A 16,997-nucleotide genomic window follows, 5' to 3' on the forward strand; every position below is an offset into this window, starting at 1 on the left:
GCGGAGGCCCTGCTGGACGGCCGGCTGGACCGTTATCTGGGGCAACTGACCGGCGCGCTCGACGGTCCCGCGCCCGCCTCCCGGGACACGTCGACGGTGCCGGCGCCGCGTGCGGGAGAATGGCTCACTGTGCCCGCCTCTGACGCGCCGGTGACCGGCGCCCCCGCCAGCTCCGGCGGCGCCGCGGCCCCCGGCCCGGCCCGACCGTCCCGGCTCGACCCGGCGATCGCCGCCCGGCTGCGCCGGACCCCCGACGGCCTGGTGGCCGCGGTGGTCCGGCAGTACGACTCGGGCGAGGTGCTGATGGTCGCCTGGATGGACGACGAGGCGCTGCACCGCACGCTGACCACCGGCCGGGCCACCTACTGGTCGCGCAGCCGGCAGGAGTACTGGGTCAAGGGCGCCACCTCCGGCCACCACCAGTACGTCCGCTCCGTGGCGCTGGACTGCGACGGGGACGCCCTGCTGGTCAGCGTCGACCAGGTCGGCGTCGCCTGTCACACCGGCCAGCGGACCTGCTTCTTCACCGAGCTGCCGGTCAGCTCCCCGGAGGCGACCTCATGACGGACGGCACGGTCAGCCCCGACCCCGCCACCTTCGCCGACCTGGCGGCCCGCTGGCGGGTCGTGCCGGTCACCCGCCGACTGCTCGCCGACGCGGAGACCCCGGTGGGCGTCTACCGCAAGCTGGCCGGCGGCCCGGGCACGTTCCTGCTGGAGTCGGCCGAGCAGGGCGTCGGCTCGGCCGGGATGGCCTGGTCCCGCTACTCGTTCATCGGCGTCCGCAGCAGCGCCACGCTGACCGAGCGGGACGGCGCGGCGGTCTGGGCCGGCGCGCCGCCGGCCGGCGTACCGGCCTCCGGCGACCCGGTGGCGGTGCTCCGCGAGACCGTGGCCGCCCTGGCCGGCCCCGCCTGGGACCCGGCCAGCGGCATGCCGCCGCTCACCGGCGGCATGGTCGGCTACCTCGGGTACGACCTCGTCCGCCGCTTCGAGCGGCTGCCGGAGCTGACCGAGGACGACCTCGACGTGCCCGAGCTGGGCCTGATGCTCGCCACCGACCTGGTGGTGCTTGACCACTACGACGGCTCGGCGATCCTGGTCGCCAACGCGGTCCTGCCCCCGCTCGACGCGCCCGACCGGGAGGCCCTGGTCACGGCCGCATACCACCACGCGGTGGGGCGGCTGGACGCGATGACCGGCGCGCTGTCCCGACCGATTCCGCCCATGATCTCGACGGTCGCCCGGCCCCCGCTCGGCGACGTGGTCAGCCGTACGCCCGACGGCGGCTACCCGAAGGCGGTGGCGGCGGCCCAGGAGGCGATCCGGGCCGGCGAGTGCTTCCAGATCGTGCTCAGCCAGCGCTTCGAGCGGCCGACCCACGCCGATCCGCTCGACGTCTACCGGGTGCTGCGCACCACCAACCCCAGCCCGTACATGTATCTGCTGCGCTTCGACGGCTTCGACATCGTCGGCTCCTCGCCGGAGGCGCACCTCAAGGTGAGCACCGGCGCGGACGGGCGGCGGCGGGCGCTGCTGCACCCGATCGCCGGTACCCGACCGCGCGGCGGTTCCCCCGAGGCGGACGCCCGGCTCGCCGCCGAGCTGCTCGCCGACCCGAAGGAGCGCTCCGAGCACGTCATGCTGGTCGACCTGGGCCGCAACGACCTGGGCCGGGTCTGCCGCCCGGGCACCGTCGAGGTGCCCGAGTTCGCCACCATCGAGCGGTACAGCCACGTCATGCACATCGTCTCCACCGTGGTGGGCGAGCTGCGCGCGGATCGCACCGCTTTCGACGCGCTCGCCGCGACCTTTCCCGCCGGCACCCTCTCCGGGGCGCCGAAGGTGCGGGCCATGGAGATCATCGAGGAGCTGGAGCCGGTCCGTCGGGCCCTGTACGGCGGCACCGTCGGCTACTTCGGCTTCGGCGGCGACCTGGACATGGCCATCGCCATCCGTACCGCGCTGATCCGGGAGGGCCGGGCGTACGTGCAGGCCGGCGCGGGGGTGGTGGCCGATTCCGATCCGGCCGCCGAGGAGCAGGAGACCCGGAACAAGGCCGCCGCGGTGCTCGCCGCGATCGCCGCCGCCGAGACCCTCCGGCCGGCCCGATGACCGCACCGACCACCGGCTCGCCCGCCACCGGTTCGCCCGCCGCCCGGGGCCGGCGCGAGCTGGCGTACGCGGTGCTGCTCTGCCTGGTCGGGGCCGGCCTGGCCCTCTGGGCGGTGACCCGGACGTGGTCGGTCGAGCTGACCGCCCGGGGTTCGCTGCCGCCCACCCGGCACACCCGCACCGGCACGGACCTGCTGCCGTGGGTCTCGGCGCTGGCCCTGGTCGGGCTGGCCGGCGGCGGCGCGGTGCTGGCCACCCGGGGCCGGGTCCGACGGCTGCTGGGCGGCCTGCTGACGCTGGTCGGGCTGGCCGTGGCGGCCGGCGGCGGCTACGGCCTGACCGCCCTCGCCGGGGTGAGCCGGCAGTGGCCGGCGCTGGTGCTGGTCGGCGGGCTGGTCGCGGCCGTCGGCGGCGTGCTCACCGCGCTGCGGGGCGCGGGTTGGCCGGCGATGGGTGCCCGCTACGAGCGGCCGGTCCGCTCGGCGGCCCCGTCCGGCCCGGACCGGCCGGCGGTCGAGCGGGGCACCCGGGACGCGTGGGAGGCGCTGGACCGGGGCGAGGATCCGACGGTCAGCTGACCGGCTGGGCGTCCCGCGCGCCGCGCCGCTCGGTGGCCACGGCGCGGGCGGCGGCCAGTTCGGCCACCAGGCGGTCCAGGTCCCGGCGCTGCGCGGCCCGGGCCCGGTCGGCGCAGACCGCCTCCCAGGCGTTGCCCCGGGCGGTCCGCATCCGGGCGTCGCCGATCACGGCGCGCTCCAGGGTGTGCACCACGCCGACGGCGAGCGAGGCGACGGTCCGGGAGATGGTGGTGAACCCGATGGTCTGGTTCGGCCCGTTGGCGCTCATGGTCACCTCGTACGAGATCGTTGGCGACGATTGGCAGCCGCCTCATCGAGTCTGCCCGAGGACGATGCTGCCGGGCGCACGTTTCGCCGCCGTGACGCCCTGGTCAACTGTCGGGGAGCCGGGGCGACCAGCGCAGGGTCGTTCGTCCTTGAGCTTGGTCACAGCATCGAGGAACGTCGCGGGGTGGCGCTGCGTGACATCGCGTTCACGGAAGTCGGCCATCATGCCACAGCCCATTTCGTGAGGAGCGCCATACCCCCGGGACTTGTCGCCAGGTGGCGCCCCCTAGCATCGGCCCATGACACCCGGAGAGGGGAGTCCGTTGGTGACTGCTGAGCATGCGCACGCGGAGGGGGACGAGGCCGGTCCGGCGGCGTCCGCAAATGTGCTCGACGAGATCCTGGCCGGCGTCCGCGAGGACGTGGCGCGGCGACAGGAGCAGGTTCCGCTGGAGCGGATCCGCGAGCTGGCCGCCGCCGCGCCGCCGCCGCTGGACGCGTACGCGGCCCTGCGCCGGCCCGGCGTGGCCGTCATCGCCGAGGTGAAGCGCTCCTCGCCGTCCAAGGGGCGGCTGGCGGAGATCGCCGACCCCGCCGACCTGGCCGGCGACTACGCGGCCGGCGGCGCCCGGGCGATCAGCGTGCTCACCGAGGGCCGCTGGTTCGGCGGGTCGCTGGACGACCTGGCCGCCGTGCGGGCCGCGGTGAACATCCCGGTGCTCCGCAAGGACTTCGTGGTCTCCAGCTACCAGGTGCACGAGGCACGCGCGCACGGCGCCGACCTGGTGCTGCTGATCGTCGCCGCGCTGGAGCAGAACGCCCTCGTCGGGCTGCTGGAGCGGATCGAGTCGCTCGGCATGTGCGCGCTGGTCGAGGTGCACAACGAGGAGGAGGCCGACCGGGCCCTGGAGGCCGGCGCGCAGGTGATCGGGGTCAACGCCCGTGACCTGCGTACCCTGGAGGTCGACCGTTCGGTCTTCGAGCGGATCGCGCCGGGCCTGCCGAGCAGCGTCGTCAAGATCGCCGAGTCCGGCGTACGCGGCCCGCACGACCTCATCCGGTACGCCTCGGCGGGCGCCGACGCGGTCCTGGTCGGCGAGGGCCTGGTCACCCAGAAGAGCCCCCGCGAGGCGGTGGCCGAGCTGGTCAACGCCGGCAACCACCCGGCCACGCCCCGCCCGGTGCGCTGATCCGCCCGGCACCCGACACGCAGCGAGAGGACACGCCGATGAGCGCCGACCCGGCAGCCCCGGCCGCCCAGGTTCCCGACGCCGCCGGTCACTTCGGCCGGTTCGGCGGCCGGTTCGTCCCGGAGGCGCTGGTCGCGGCGCTCGACGAGCTGGACGCGGCGTACCGGAAGGCGATGACCGACGAGACCTTCCGGGCCGAGTTCGACGGCCTGCTGCGCGGCTACGCCGGCACCCCGTCGCTGCTCTACCCGGCCACCCGGCTCTCCGCCCGGGCCGGGGCGCGGATCCTGCTCAAGCGGGAGGACCTCAACCACACGGGCGCGCACAAGGTACGCAACGTGCTCGGCCAGGCGCTGCTCACCAAGCGGATGGGCAAGGCGCGGGTGATCGCTGAGACCGGCGCCGGGCAGCACGGCGTGGCCACCGCCACCGCCGCCGCGCTGTTCGACCTGGAGTGCGTGGTCTACATGGGCGAGGTCGACACCCAGCGCCAAGCGCTCAACGTGGCCCGGATGCGGATGCTCGGGGCCACCGTCGTGCCGGTCACCACCGGCTCGCGGACGCTGAAGGACGCGATGAACGAGGCGATGCGGGACTGGGTCGCCAACGTCGACACCACCCACTACCTGATCGGCACCGCCGCCGGCCCGCACCCGTTCCCGGAGATGGTCCGGGACTTCGTGCGCGGCATCGGCGAGGAGGCCCGCCAGCAGTGCCTCGACCTGACCGGCGCGCTGCCGGACGCGGTCGCCGCCTGCGTCGGCGGCGGCTCCAACGCGCTCGGCATCTTCCACGCCTTCGTGCCCGACAGCGGAGTGCGGTTGTACGGCTTCGAGGCCGGCGGCGCGGGCGTGGCGACCGGCCGGCACGCGGCCAGCATCACCGGCGGCTCCTCCGGGGTGCTGCACGGCACCCGGACCTACGTGCTGCAGGACGCCGACGGGCAGACGATCGAGTCGCACTCGATCTCGGCCGGCCTGGACTACCCGGGCGTCGGGCCGGAGCACGCCTGGCTGCACGACCAGGGCCGGGCGACCTACCTGCCGGTCGACGACGACGAGGCGATGGCCGCGTTCGAGCTGCTCTGCCGCACCGAGGGGATCATCCCGGCGATCGAGAGCTCGCACGCGCTGGCCGGCGCCCTGAAGATCGCCCCGCAGCTCGCCGCCGAGCTCGGCCGGGAGCCGGTCATCATCGTCAACCTCTCCGGCCGGGGCGACAAGGACGTGCACACCGCCGGCCAGTACTTCGGCATCCTTGACAGGGAGACAGCGTGAGCGAGCGGAGCGAGCGAACCATTCAGCTCAGCAGCGCGGCGGCTCGCGCCGCCGCGGAGCGAAGCGAGGCGGTGGCGTGAGCCGCATCGGGGTCGCCTTCGACAAGGCCCGCGCCGACGGGCGGGCTGTGCTGGTCGGCTGCATGCCGGCCGGGTTCCCGACCGTCGACGGCAGCATCGCCGCGATGAAGACCATGGTCGAGGCGGGCGTCGACGTCATCGAGGTGGAGATCCCGTACTCCGACCCGGTGATGGACGGCCCGGTCATCCAGCGGGCCAGCGACCTGGCCCTCGCCGGCGGGGTGCGGATCACCGACACCCTGCGGATCGTCGAGGCCGTCGCGGCGACCGGCGCGCAGGTGGTCATCATGACCTACTGGAACCCGATCGAGCAGTACGGGGTCGACGCGTTCGCCCGGGACCTGGCCGCCGCGGGCGGCACCGGCCTGATCACCCCGGACCTCATCCCCGAGGAGGCCGGCGAGTGGCTGGCCGCCTCCGACGCGTACGGCCTGGACCGGACGTTCCTGGTCTCCCCGTCGTCCACCGACGCGCGGTTGCGGATGACCGCCGAGCACTGCCGCGGCTTCGTCTACGCCACCGCGCTGATGGGCGTCACCGGTGCCCGGTCGCAGACCTCCGAGGCGGCGCCGATCCTGGTCTCCCGGCTGCGCGAGGTCACCGATCTGCCGGTCGGTGTCGGGCTGGGCGTGGGGACCGGGGCGCAGGCCGGCACCGTCGCCGGGTACGCCGACGGCGTCATCGTCGGCAGCGCGCTGATCCGCTGCCTGCTCGACGCCCCGGACCAGGCCACCGGGCTGGCCGCGCTGCGGGCGCTCAGCGCCGAACTCGCCGAGGGCGTCCGCAACCCGGTCCGCTGAGTCGCCCGGCTGGAATCGCCGGCCGACAGGCCGGCTCCGGTCCGGCGAGTGGCGCCGGGGTGCGTCGGTGGCTGCAGAGCGAAGGCGCCACGGATCCCCCGTCCGGGTGACGGGAGCGTCACAGTGTGTCATGCGACACGAGCGGCCATGGTAGACCCCGGCTGGCACCGCGCCGCGCCGGGGAGGGTGCAGGGCCCGTCAGCGCGGGACGGCGTTCTCGCCGTCGACCGGCGCGCCGCGCGGTTCACCTCGGGGCCCGGGCGGGACCGGGTCCGGTCGCGGCTCCCGCAGCACCCCCGACCGGCCCGCCAGGGCGTCGGCCACGGCGGCCCGGGTGGTCGGGGTCAGCGCCTCGGGAAGCCCCTCGGGCGGGTACCAGCGCAGGTCACAGCCGCCGACCGGGGTGGCGGCCGGGGCGTCGCCCCGCACCCGGGCGCGGAACACGTGCACCAGGACGTCCGGCCGGGCGCCGGAGCGGCCGGCCGGGGGCCGGGGCATGCCGGGCTCACCGAGCCGGTAGAGGCCCACCAGGTCGACCAGGTCGACCGCCCAGCCGGTCTCCGCGCGGATCTCGCGTACCGCGGCGGTGAGCGGGCTCTCGTCGCGTCGCGGCCGGCCACCGGGCAGCGCCCACCGCCGGCCGGGCCCGGACCGGCGGCAGAGCAGCACCTGTCCGGCCTGGTCGGTGACGACCGCGGCGACCGCCCAGGTGAGCGAGCTCATGGACAAAGAGCCTACGGCCGGGCAAAGCACAAGTCATCCGAGGCGTCAAGCCGGCGAACCGGGGTGCCGGGAGTGCGGTCCGCAGCGGTACCGTGTTCACCCGTGACCCTCGCCCCGATGACCCCACTGGCGGCCCTGCCCAGCCCCAGCACCGCCGTCTGGCAGCTCGGACCCGTTCCGGTCCGGGCCTACGCGCTCTGCATCATTGTCGGCATCGTGGTGGCCTGCGTGGTGACCGAGTACCGGCTGCGCCGGCGCGGCGTCGCCCCCGGCGCCGTGCTCGACATCGCCGTCTGGGCGGTGCCCACCGGCATCGTCGGCGCCCGGCTCTACCACGTGATCACCTCGCCCGAGAAATACTTCGGCGCCGGCGGTGAGCCGCTCAAGGCGTTCGCCATCTGGGAGGGCGGCCTCGGCATCTGGGGCGCCGTCGCCGGCGGCGCGCTCGGTGCCTGGATCGCGGCCCGGCAGCTCGGCATCCCGTTGACGGTGGTGGCCGACGCGTTGGCGCCGGGCCTGCCGCTGGCCCAGGCCGTCGGCCGGCTCGGCAACTGGTTCAACAACGAGCTCTACGGCGGCCGGACCAGCCTGCCCTGGGGGCTGGAGGTCCACGTGATGGACCCGGACCACCCCGGGCACGCGCTGCGCGACGACGCGGGCAACCCGGTCCTGCTGCCGGGGCTCTACCAGCCGACCTTCCTGTACGAGGCGCTCTGGAACATCGGCGTCGCCGCTCTGGTCTTCCTCCTCGACCGGAAGCTGCGGTTCGGCCGGGGCCGGGCCTTCGCGCTCTACGTGATGGGCTACACGGCCGGCCGGTTCTGGATCGAGCTGATGCGCACCGACGAGGCCAACCACATCCTCGGCCTGCGGCTCAACGTCTGGACCGCGGCGCTGGTCTTCCTCGGCGCGCTGGTCTACTTCGTGCGCGTCCGCGGGCCCCGCGAGTACCTGGTCCCGGTCGGTGTCCCCGCCGCCCCGGTGCCGCCCGCGGGCGGCGACGTGTCGCAGGTCGACCTCTCCGCGCGGGAGGCCGGGCCGCGGCCGGTCGCCCCGGAGGGCTACCGGGTGGTCAGCGAGGAGCAGTTCCACGCGTACCGGGAGACCGGCGTCGTACCGGAGGAGGAGCCGGCCGCGGAACCGGCGGCCGGCACGGAGTCCGGGCACGCGGCCGACGAGACCGTCGAGTCGACCGTAGCCGGGTCTGCCGACGCCGCCGGGGAGCGGCCGGCGGCCGGCGGCGCCGTGGACCGGGCCGACGCCACCGCCGCCAGCCCCGCCGACCGGGACAGCTGAGCGGGGAAGTCATGCGTACCGCGGTGGTGGTCGGCGCCGGCCTCGGCGGGCTGGCGGTGGCCGGCGTGCTGGCCCGCTCCGGGTGGCAGGTCACCCTCCTCGAACGGTCCGACCGGGTCCGCCCGGAGCCGACCGCCGTCGTGCTCTGGCCCAACGGGGTACGCGCGCTGCGCGCCCTCGGGCTCGGCGCCGGGCTGGACGCCATCGCCACCCCGCTGCCCGACGGCGGGATACGCCGCCCCGACGGGCAGTGGCTGGTGCAGCCCCGCCCCACCCCGGCCGAGCGGATGCCGGTCGTGGTGCACCGGGAGGACCTGCACGACGCGCTCATCGCCGGCCTCGGTGACCAGGTGGAGCTGCGGACCGGGGTGACCGTGCGGACCGTGCGGGCGGTTTCCGGGGAGCGCCCGGCGGTGGGCGACGGCCGGCAGACCGTGACCGCGGACCTGGTGGTGGCCGCCGACGGCACCGACAGCGAAATCCGCCGGCAACTCGCCCCGGAGTCGGCGGTGGTGAGTTCCGGCTGCGCCGCGTGGCGGGCGGTGATCCCCTGGTACCGGGCCCCGAAGCTGCCCGACGACCAGCCGGTGCCCGGGGAGACGCTGGGCGCGGGTTACCGCTTCGTGGCCGCCTCGCTCGGCGACCGGGGCGCCGCGGGCGCCGCCCGCCGGGGCGGCATCTACTGGGTGGCCACCGCCGCCGGCGCGCCCCGCCCGGAGCCCGCGGAGACCCAGCTCGCCCTGCTCAAGCGCTGGTACGCGGGCTGGCCCGCGCCGATCGCCGAGCTGCTCGACGCCACCGGGCCGGCCGACCTGGTGCAGCAGGAGATCCGCGAGCTGCGGCCGCTGCCCAGGGCGTACGGCTTCCCGGCCGGGCCGGGCGGGGTGGTACTGCTCGGCGACGCCGCGCACGCCATGCCCCCGCACCTCGGGCAGGGCGCCTGCCTCGCCTTCGAGGACGCGGCCACCCTCTCCGTGCTGCTGCGCGAGTCGCGGCTGCCCGACGCGGTGGCCGCGTACGACCGGCTGCGCCGGCCCCGCGCGGCGACCATGGTGCGGCAGACCCGCCGGATGTCGGCGGTCCTGCAGACCCGGGGTCGCCTGGCGCTGCGCGCCCGCGACGCGGCCCTCGGCACGATCAGCCCCCGGCTGCGTAACACGGCCGCCTCCGCGGCCGCCGCCTGGCACCCACCGACCTGACCCGCCCCGGGGGACGGGCGGAGTCACGCCTGGCACCCACCGGCCTGACCCGCCCGGGGGACGGACGGGGTCAGCCGATGAGGGCGGCCGGCTCGGCGATGCAGGCGGTGCCGATGCGGCGGAAGCCGACCCGCAGGTAGACCCGGGCGATGTCCTCGCTGCCGGCGGAAAGGAAGATCAGGTCGGTGCCGGCGGCGCGCAACTCGTGGGCGAGCGTCGCGGTCACCGCCGCACCGAGGCCGCGCCGGCGGGCCGCCGGCAGGGAAGCCACCCCGGCGATCTCCGCCACGTCGCCGACCCGCATGGCCATGCCGCTGGCCAGCGCCCCCTGCTCGGGGGTCTCGGCGAGCACCGAGATCCGCCGGCCGTCGGCGATCCGGGTGGCGTCCTCCTCCAGCGTGGCCACGTCCAGCCGGGACACCGCGGCGTCCCGCTCGGCCGGGCCGGCGTCGCCGCGGGCGGTGCCGCCGTTGGCGAAGCCGATCGCGGCGACGGCCCGCCGCACCGCCACGTCCGCCGCGAAGCCCGGGTCCGCCGGGTCGAGGACCCGCACCGGTACGTCGCTGAGCGCGGCCGGGTCGGGCAGGCGCGCCGGGTCGAGCACCATCAGCGGTGCCTCCAGCACGCTCAGCCCCGCCGAGCGGGCGACGGCGAGCAGGTCCGGAGTGATCTCGTGCACCCACTCGAACGCCTCCGGCAGGCCCAGCTCCCGTTGCCGGGCCCGGACGGCGGTCACGTCGGCGAGCGAGGGCGGTGCGGTGGCGTCGAGCCGCGGGCGGGCGTAGAACGGCCACCCGGCGCCGTCCCGGACGAAGAGCACCAGTGCGCCGAATTCCTCGGTACGCGCCCCGTCGCGGGGCACCGCGTCGTAGAACCGCTCCAACCGGTCGAGCACGTCAGTGCGTACGACATCCACCGCGCGAGACTACATGTCCCACGTTGTGGAAGGTGTGATCAATCTGAACTGGCCTTGCGCCGGAAGCCCTAACGTAGACTCAATAAGACCCACGTAGGGCCGACGTCGTCCCGACCATGATCCAACCTGAGTGACGACAGGAGGCCCGGTGGCCTTTCCGTACCCTCTCAGCCCGCAGCCGGCCCCCCGCGCGACGGGGCTCTACGACCCCGCGCAGGAACACGACGCGTGCGGCGTGGCCTTCGTGGCCGACCTGCACGGACGCCGGTCGCACGAGGTCGTCGCGAACGGTCTCGGGGCGCTCTGCCGGCTGGACCACCGGGGCGCCCGGGGCGCGGAGCCCAACACCGGCGACGGCGCCGGGGTCATGATCCAGGTGCCGGACGCGTTCCTGCGCGCGGTCGTCGACTTCCCGCTGCCGTCCGCCGGCCAGTACGCCACCGGCCTGGTATTCCTCCCCGACGACGACGCGGCCGAGGCCCGGGCCCGCCAGGTGGTGGAGAAGTACGCCCTGGTCGAGGGGGCCGTCATCCTCGGCTGGCGGGACGTCCCCACCGACCCGAGCGGCCTCGGCGAGACGGCCCTCGCCGCGATGCCCCGGGTCCGGCAGGTCTTCCTCGCCGCGCACCGGCTCACCGACTCGCCCGCCGGCCCGGCCGGTTCCCCGTTGACCGGGCTCGACCTGGACCGGGTGGCGTTCTGCGTGCGCAAGCAGGCCGAGCGGGAGAGCGCCGAGCGGGGCGTGCCGGCATACTTCCCGTCGCTGTCCGGGCGGACCATGGTCTGGAAGGGCATGCTCACCCCCGACCAGCTGCCCGCGTTCTACCCGGAGCTGACCGACGAGCGGGTGGTCAGCGCGATCGCCCTGGTGCACTCGCGGTTCTCCACCAACACCTTCCCGTCCTGGCCGCTGGCCCACCCGTACCGGTTCATCGCGCACAACGGCGAGATCAACACGATCCGCGGCAACCGGAACTGGATGCAGGCCCGGGAGGCGCTGCTGCGCACCGCCGACATCCCCGGCAACATCCGCCGGGTCTTCCCGGTCTGCACCCCCGGCGCCTCCGACTCGGCCAACTTCGACGAGGTGCTCGAGCTGCTGCACCTGGCCGGGCGGAGCCTGCCGCACGCGGTGCTGATGATGATCCCGGAGGCGTGGGAGAACGACCCGGACATGCGCGCCGACAAGCGCGCCTTCTACCGGTTCCACGCCAGCCTGATGGAGCCGTGGGACGGTCCGGCCTCGGTCGCCTTCACGGACGGCGAGATCGTCGGCGCGGTGCTGGACCGCAACGGGCTGCGCCCCGGCCGCTGGTGGCGCACCGCCGACGGGCTGGTCGTGCTGGGCAGCGAGGCGGGCGTGCTCGACCTCGACCAGGCCACCGTGGTGGCCAAGGGCCGCCTCCAGCCGGGGAAGATGTTCCTGGTCGACACGGTCAACGGCCGGATCGTCCAGGACGACGAGATCAAGACCGAGCTGGCCGCCGCCCGGCCGTACGACGAGTGGCTGCACGCCGGCCTGATCGAGCTGGACGAACTGCCGCCGCGCGAGCACATCGTCTACACCCACGACTCGGTGCGCCGCCGGCAGCAGACCTTCGGCTACACCGAGGAGGAGCTGAAGATCCTGCTCGCCCCGATGGCCCGCAGCGGTGCGGAGCCGATCGGCTCGATGGGCACGGACACCCCGATCTCGCCGCTGTCCACCCGGCCGCGGCTGCTCTACGACTACTTCCACCAGCTCTTCGCCCAGGTCACCAACCCGCCGCTGGACGCCATCCGGGAGGAGCTGGTGACCAGCCTGGCGTCCACCATCGGGCCGGAGGGCAACCTGCTCGACCCGGGCCCGGCGAGCTGCCGGCAGATCGTGCTGCCGTACCCGGTGATCGACAACGACGAGCTGGCCAAGATCCTCTCCATCGACGAGGACGGCGACCTGCCCGGGTTCAAGGCGGTCCGGGTCTCCGGGCTCTACCGGGTCCGGGACGGCGGGGCCGGCATCAAGGCCCGGCTGACCGAGATCTGCCGGCACGTCTCCGAGGCGATCGAGGACGGGGTCCGGATCCTGGTGCTCTCCGACCGGGACTCCAACGCCGACCTGGCCCCGATCCCGTCGCTGCTGCTCACCGCGGCGGTGCACCAGCACCTGGTCCGCGAGCAGACGCGTACCCAGGTGGCGCTGATCGTGGAGTCGGGCGACTGCCGCGAGGTGCACCACGCGGCGGTGCTGATCGGCTACGGCGCGGCGGCGGTCAACCCGTACCTGGCCTTCGAATCGGTGGAGGACATGATCTCCACGGGCGCGCTGGTCGGCGTCGACCCGGAGAAGGCGGTCCGCAACTACGTGAAGGCGCTCGGCAAGGGCGTCCTGAAGATCATGTCCAAGATGGGCATCTCGACGGTGTCGTCGTACTGCGGCGCCCAGGTGTTCGAGGCCGTCGGCCTGGACACCCGCCTGGTCGAGCGCTACTTCCGGGGCACCCCGAGCACGATCAGCGGGATCGGGCTGCACGAGATCCATGCCGAGGTGGCCGCCCGGCACGCCCTGGCCTGGCCGGCCGCCGGGGCCCAGCCGTCCGACCGGCTGGAGGTCGGCGGCGAGTACCAGTGGCGCCGCGAGGGCGAGCTGCACCTGTTCAACCCGGAGACGGTCTTCCTGCTCCAGCACGCCACCCGCAGCCGCCAGTACGACATCTTCCGCCGGTACACCGCCAAGGTCGACGAGCTGGCCGCGCAGGCCGGCTCGCTGCGCGGCCTGTTCACCCTGCGCACCGGCGTACGCCCGGCGGTGCCGGTGGACGAGGTGGAGCCGGCCCGCGAGATCGTCAAGCGGTTCGCCACCGGCGCCATGTCGTACGGGTCGATCTCGGCCGAGGCACACGAGACCCTCGCCATCGCGATGAACCGGCTCGGCGGCAAGTCCAACACCGGCGAGGGCGGCGAGGACGTCGACCGGCTGCACGACCCCGAGCGCCGCTCGGCGGTCAAGCAGATCGCCAGCGGCCGCTTCGGCGTGACCAGCGAATACCTGGTCAACGCCGACGACCTCCAGATCAAGATGGCCCAGGGGGCGAAGCCCGGCGAGGGTGGCCAGCTTCCCGGCAACAAGGTCTGGCCGTGGATCGCGCGTACCCGGCACGCCACGCCGGGCGTCGGCCTGATCTCCCCGCCGCCGCACCACGACATCTACTCCATCGAGGACCTGGCCCAGCTCGTCCACGACCTCAAGTCCGTCAACCCGCGCGCCCGGGTGCACGTCAAGCTGGTCAGCGAGGTCGGGGTGGGCACGGTGGCGGCCGGCGTCGCCAAGCTCAAGGCCGACGTCATCCTGATCTCCGGCCATGACGGCGGTACCGGCGCGTCCCCGCTCAACTCGCTCAAGCACGCGGGCACCCCGTGGGAGCTGGGACTGGCCGAGGCGCAGCAGACGCTGCTGCTCAACAAGCTCCGCGACCGGGTCACCGTGCAGGTCGACGGCCAGCTCAAGACCGGCCGGGACGTGCTGATCGCGGCGCTGCTCGGCGCGGAGGAGTTCGGCTTCGCCACCGCCCCGCTGATCGTCGAGGGCTGCGTGATGATGCGGGTCTGCCACCTGGACACCTGCCCCGTCGGCATCGCCACCCAGAACCCGGTGCTGCGCGAGCGTTTCACCGGCAAGCCGGAGTTCGTGGAGAACTTCTTCCTCTTCCTCGCCGAGGAGGTCCGTGGATACCTGGCCGAGCTGGGCTTCCGCAGCATCGACGAGGCGATCGGGCACACCGAGCTGCTCGACGTCACCCCGGCTGTCGACCACTGGAAGGGCCACGGCCTCGACCTCAGCCGGGTCCTGCACCTGCCCGAGCTGCCCGAGGGCGCGGCCCGCCGCGGCATCCGGGCCCAGGACCACGGCCTGGAACTGGCCCTGGACAACCAGCTCATCGCCCTGGCCGCGCCGGCCCTGCGGGATGCGGGGTCCCGGGCGGCCGGCGCCGAGGCGCGGGACGCCGCACCGGTCACGCCGGTCCGGGCCGAGCTGGCGATTCGCAACGAGCACCGCAGCGTCGGCGCGATGCTCGGCGGCGAGGTCACCCGCCGGTTCGGCGGCGCCGGCCTGCCCACCGACACCATCGAGTTCCTGCTGCACGGCACCGCCGGCCAGTCGTTCGGCGCGTTCCTGCCGCACGGGGTCACCCTGCGCCTGCACGGCGACGCCAACGACTACGTCGGTAAGGGCCTCTCCGGCGGGCGGATCATCGTCCGACCGGACCCGACGGCGCCGTTCGCCGACGCCGCGGCCGGGCCGGGGGAGCGGGCCGAGGACCAGATCATCGCCGGCAACACCCTGCTGTACGGGGCCACCGACGGCGAGATGTTCCTGCGCGGCCGGGTCGGCGAGCGGTTCGCGGTGCGCAACTCGGGCGCGGCGGCGGTCGTCGAGGGCGTCGGCGACCACGGCTGCGAGTACATGACCGGCGGCACGGTGGTGGTGCTCGGCCCGACCGGCCGCAACTTCGCCGCCGGCATGTCCGGCGGCACCGCCTTCGTGCACCGGCTCGACCGGCGGCTGGTCAACCCGGAGCTGGTCGACCTGTCGCCGCTGCGCGACGAGGAGCGGGACCTGCTGCACGACCTCGTCCAGCGGCACTTCGCCGAGACCGACTCGGCGGTCGCGGAGGAGTTGCTCAAGCGCTGGTCGGAGGCGGTGGAGGAGTTCACCGCGGTGGTGCCCCGGGACTACCGCCGGGTGGTGGAGATCATGCGGGCCGCCGAAGCCGCCGGCCGTGACGTCGACGACGCGGTCATGAAAGAACTGACGGCGCCGGCTGAGCCGGCCCAACCGGCGCTGCCGGTGCCGCCCGCCCCGCGGGCGGTCGCCCAGGAGGTGGCTCGTGCCTGACCCGAACGGTTTCCTGCGCTACGACCGGCGGCTGCCCGCCCGCCGGCCGGTGCCGGTGCGGATCATGGACTGGCGGGAGGTGTATCCGCCGGCCGGCGAGGAGCTGATCCGCGAGCAGGCCACCCGGTGCATGGACTGCGGCATTCCGTTCTGCCACGACGGCTGCCCGCTCGGTAACCGCATCCCGGACTGGAACGACCTGGTCCGGACCGGCAACTGGGACGCCGCCGTGGAGTCGCTGCACGCCACCAACAATTTCCCCGAGTTCACCGGCCGGCTCTGCCCGGCCCCGTGCGAGGCGGCGTGCGTGCTCGGCCTCGGCGGCCAGCTGCCGGTCACCATCAAGCAGGTCGAGGTGGAGATCGCCGACGCCGCGGTGGCCCGCGGCGGGCTGCGCCCCCGCCCGGTGTCCGCGCCGACCGGGAAGTCGGTCGCCGTGGTCGGCTCCGGGCCCGCCGGGCTCGCCGCCGCGCAGCAGCTCGCCCGCGCCGGGCACGCCGTCACCGTGTACGAGCGGGACGACGCGCTCGGCGGCCTGCTCCGGTACGGCATCCCCGACTTCAAGCTGGAGAAGCAGCACATCGACCGGCGGCTGGCCCAGCTCGCCGCCGAGGGGGTGCGCTTCCGCGCCGGGGTGAACGTCGGAGTCGACGTGACCGCCGAGCAGTTGCGCGCCGAGCACGACGCGGTGCTGCTCGCCTGCGGCGCGCTGCAGGGCCGGGACGTCCCCGAGACGCCGGGCCGGCAGCTGCGCGGCGTACACCAGGCGATGGCGCACCTGGTGGCGGCCAATCGGGTCGTCGCGGCGGCCGGGGAGGGCAAGCCCGCCCTGGCCACCCTGCCGGACGGGACCCCGATCGACGCGGCCGGCAAGCACGTGGTGATCATCGGCGGTGGCGACACCGCCGCGGACTGCCTCGGCGTGGCGCACCGGCAGGGCGCGGCCGGCGTCCACCAGCTCGACCTCTACCCGGAGCCGCCGGCCGGCCGGGACGCCGCCCGGGACCCGTGGCCCACCTGGCCGTGGATCCTGCGCGACTACCCGGCCCACGAGGAGGGCGGCGAGCGGGTCTTCGCCGTGGCGGTGCAGGAGTTCGTCGACGACGGCACCGGCCAGGTCAGGGCGGTCCGGATCGCCGAGGTGAGCGTGGAGAAGCGGGACGGCCGGCGGATCGTCACCGCGCTGCCCGGCTCCGAGCGGGAACTGCCCGCCGACCTGGTGCTGCTGGCCATCGGCTTCGAGGGGACCGAGGAACAGCCGTTGCTGGCCCAGCTCGGGGTGACCCGCAACACCCGGGGCGCGGTCGACGCCCGCTCCGACTGGCAGACCGACGTCGACGGGGTGTTCGTCGCCGGGGACATGCACCGGGGCGCCTCGCTGATCGTCTGGGCGATCGCCGAGGGGCGGGCCGCGGCCGCGGCCGTCCACGCGTACCTCGGTGGGGTGGGCGAGCTGCCCGCGCCGGTGGATCCCGCCCGGCAGCCGCTCGCCGCGCGCTGAGCCGGCGCGGACACCGACCCCGCGGTCCGGGCCGAGCCGGCCCGGACCGGGGTGCTCACGTTGGTCGCCCGGTTCCCGCCCGGCCCGTGAAACGCCTCACGAACAGCGGCAATGAGGTTTGCGGGCGGTCAGACTTGGCGGCTGGCCGGACCTGCGGGGTCCGGCTTTCGTCGTGTCACC

Annotated in this window: 13 protein-coding genes; 10 read left to right on the forward strand and 3 right to left on the reverse strand. The window is 74.8% G+C overall.

The window, feature by feature from the left end; all coding sequences use genetic code 11:
* Positions 1 to 129 precede the first annotated feature (129 nt).
* From hisI to ABZ783_RS08145, 3 genes are read left to right on the forward strand one after another with little or no spacing between them, the layout of a single operon-like run.
* Entirely contained in the window at positions 130 to 564 is a 435-nt protein-coding gene (hisI, locus tag ABZ783_RS08135) for a phosphoribosyl-AMP cyclohydrolase (RefSeq protein WP_073833941.1), read from the forward strand.
* Positions 561 to 2,114, forward strand: coding sequence for an anthranilate synthase component I (locus ABZ783_RS08140; RefSeq protein ID WP_357435246.1), 1,554 nt, complete (start codon positions 561 to 563; stop codon positions 2,112 to 2,114). The genes hisI and ABZ783_RS08140 overlap by 4 nt, the downstream gene beginning before the upstream one ends.
* Positions 2,111 to 2,692 carry a Trp biosynthesis-associated membrane protein gene (locus tag ABZ783_RS08145; RefSeq protein WP_357435247.1) on the forward strand — a complete coding sequence of 194 codons (582 nt, stop codon included), beginning with the start codon at positions 2,111 to 2,113 and terminating at the stop codon, positions 2,690 to 2,692. The genes ABZ783_RS08140 and ABZ783_RS08145 overlap by 4 nt, the downstream gene beginning before the upstream one ends.
* On the opposite strand, the gene ABZ783_RS08150 is transcribed toward ABZ783_RS08145, so the two are convergent.
* Positions 2,685 to 2,960, reverse strand: a complete 276-nt coding sequence (locus ABZ783_RS08150; RefSeq protein ID WP_357435249.1) for a hypothetical protein — start codon at positions 2,958 to 2,960, stop codon at positions 2,685 to 2,687. The genes ABZ783_RS08145 and ABZ783_RS08150 overlap by 8 nt on opposite strands.
* A gap of 385 nt (positions 2,961 to 3,345) precedes the next feature.
* Between ABZ783_RS08150 and trpC the strand changes: the two genes are divergently transcribed.
* The 3 genes from trpC (at position 3,346) to trpA (ending at position 6,306) form a co-directional block, all read left to right on the forward strand.
* Positions 3,346 to 4,149 (forward strand): indole-3-glycerol phosphate synthase TrpC, encoded by an 804-nt coding sequence (gene trpC, locus ABZ783_RS08155; RefSeq protein WP_357435327.1) that lies wholly within the window; start codon positions 3,346 to 3,348, stop codon positions 4,147 to 4,149.
* Between the two features lie 38 nt (positions 4,150 to 4,187).
* Positions 4,188 to 5,426, forward strand: coding sequence for a tryptophan synthase subunit beta (trpB, locus tag ABZ783_RS08160; RefSeq protein WP_357435251.1), 1,239 nt, complete (start codon positions 4,188 to 4,190; stop codon positions 5,424 to 5,426).
* Between the two features lie 76 nt (positions 5,427 to 5,502).
* Positions 5,503 to 6,306 (forward strand): tryptophan synthase subunit alpha, encoded by an 804-nt coding sequence (trpA, locus tag ABZ783_RS08165; RefSeq protein ID WP_357435254.1) that lies wholly within the window; start codon positions 5,503 to 5,505, stop codon positions 6,304 to 6,306.
* Positions 6,307 to 6,504: 198 nt separating this feature from the next.
* Here the strand turns inward: trpA and ABZ783_RS08170 are convergent, their stop codons facing one another.
* Positions 6,505 to 7,029 (reverse strand): NUDIX domain-containing protein, encoded by a 525-nt coding sequence (locus ABZ783_RS08170; protein ID WP_357435255.1) that lies wholly within the window; start codon positions 7,027 to 7,029, stop codon positions 6,505 to 6,507.
* A 102-nt stretch (positions 7,030 to 7,131) separates the two neighbouring features.
* Here ABZ783_RS08170 and lgt point away from each other — a divergent pair, with 102 nt between their 5' ends.
* The gene (gene lgt, locus ABZ783_RS08175) at positions 7,132 to 8,325 is read left to right on the forward strand and encodes a prolipoprotein diacylglyceryl transferase (protein WP_357435256.1); all 1,194 of its coding nucleotides are present in this window, start codon (positions 7,132 to 7,134) and stop codon (positions 8,323 to 8,325) included.
* A gap of 11 nt (positions 8,326 to 8,336) precedes the next feature.
* Positions 8,337 to 9,524, forward strand: a complete 1,188-nt coding sequence (locus tag ABZ783_RS08180) for an NAD(P)/FAD-dependent oxidoreductase (protein ID WP_357435257.1) — start codon at positions 8,337 to 8,339, stop codon at positions 9,522 to 9,524.
* A 70-nt stretch (positions 9,525 to 9,594) separates the two neighbouring features.
* Here ABZ783_RS08180 and ABZ783_RS08185 read toward each other — a convergent pair whose 3' ends face one another.
* Entirely contained in the window at positions 9,595 to 10,440 is an 846-nt protein-coding gene (locus tag ABZ783_RS08185; RefSeq protein WP_357435258.1) for a GNAT family N-acetyltransferase, read from the reverse strand.
* A 148-nt stretch (positions 10,441 to 10,588) separates the two neighbouring features.
* On the opposite strand from ABZ783_RS08185, the gene gltB reads away from it, so the two are divergent.
* On the forward strand, positions 10,589 to 15,316 hold the full coding sequence (gene gltB / locus ABZ783_RS08190; protein ID WP_357435259.1) for a glutamate synthase large subunit: 4,728 nt from the start codon (positions 10,589 to 10,591) through the stop codon (positions 15,314 to 15,316).
* Positions 15,309 to 16,817, forward strand: a complete 1,509-nt coding sequence (locus ABZ783_RS08195) for a glutamate synthase subunit beta (protein ID WP_357435261.1) — start codon at positions 15,309 to 15,311, stop codon at positions 16,815 to 16,817. The genes gltB and ABZ783_RS08195 overlap by 8 nt, the downstream gene beginning before the upstream one ends.
* Positions 16,818 to 16,997: the final 180 nt, after the last annotated feature.

Origin of the sequence: Micromonospora sp. NPDC047738 (assembly GCF_040642675.1) — a bacterium.
Lineage (GTDB): Bacteria > Actinomycetota > Actinomycetes > Mycobacteriales > Micromonosporaceae > Micromonospora.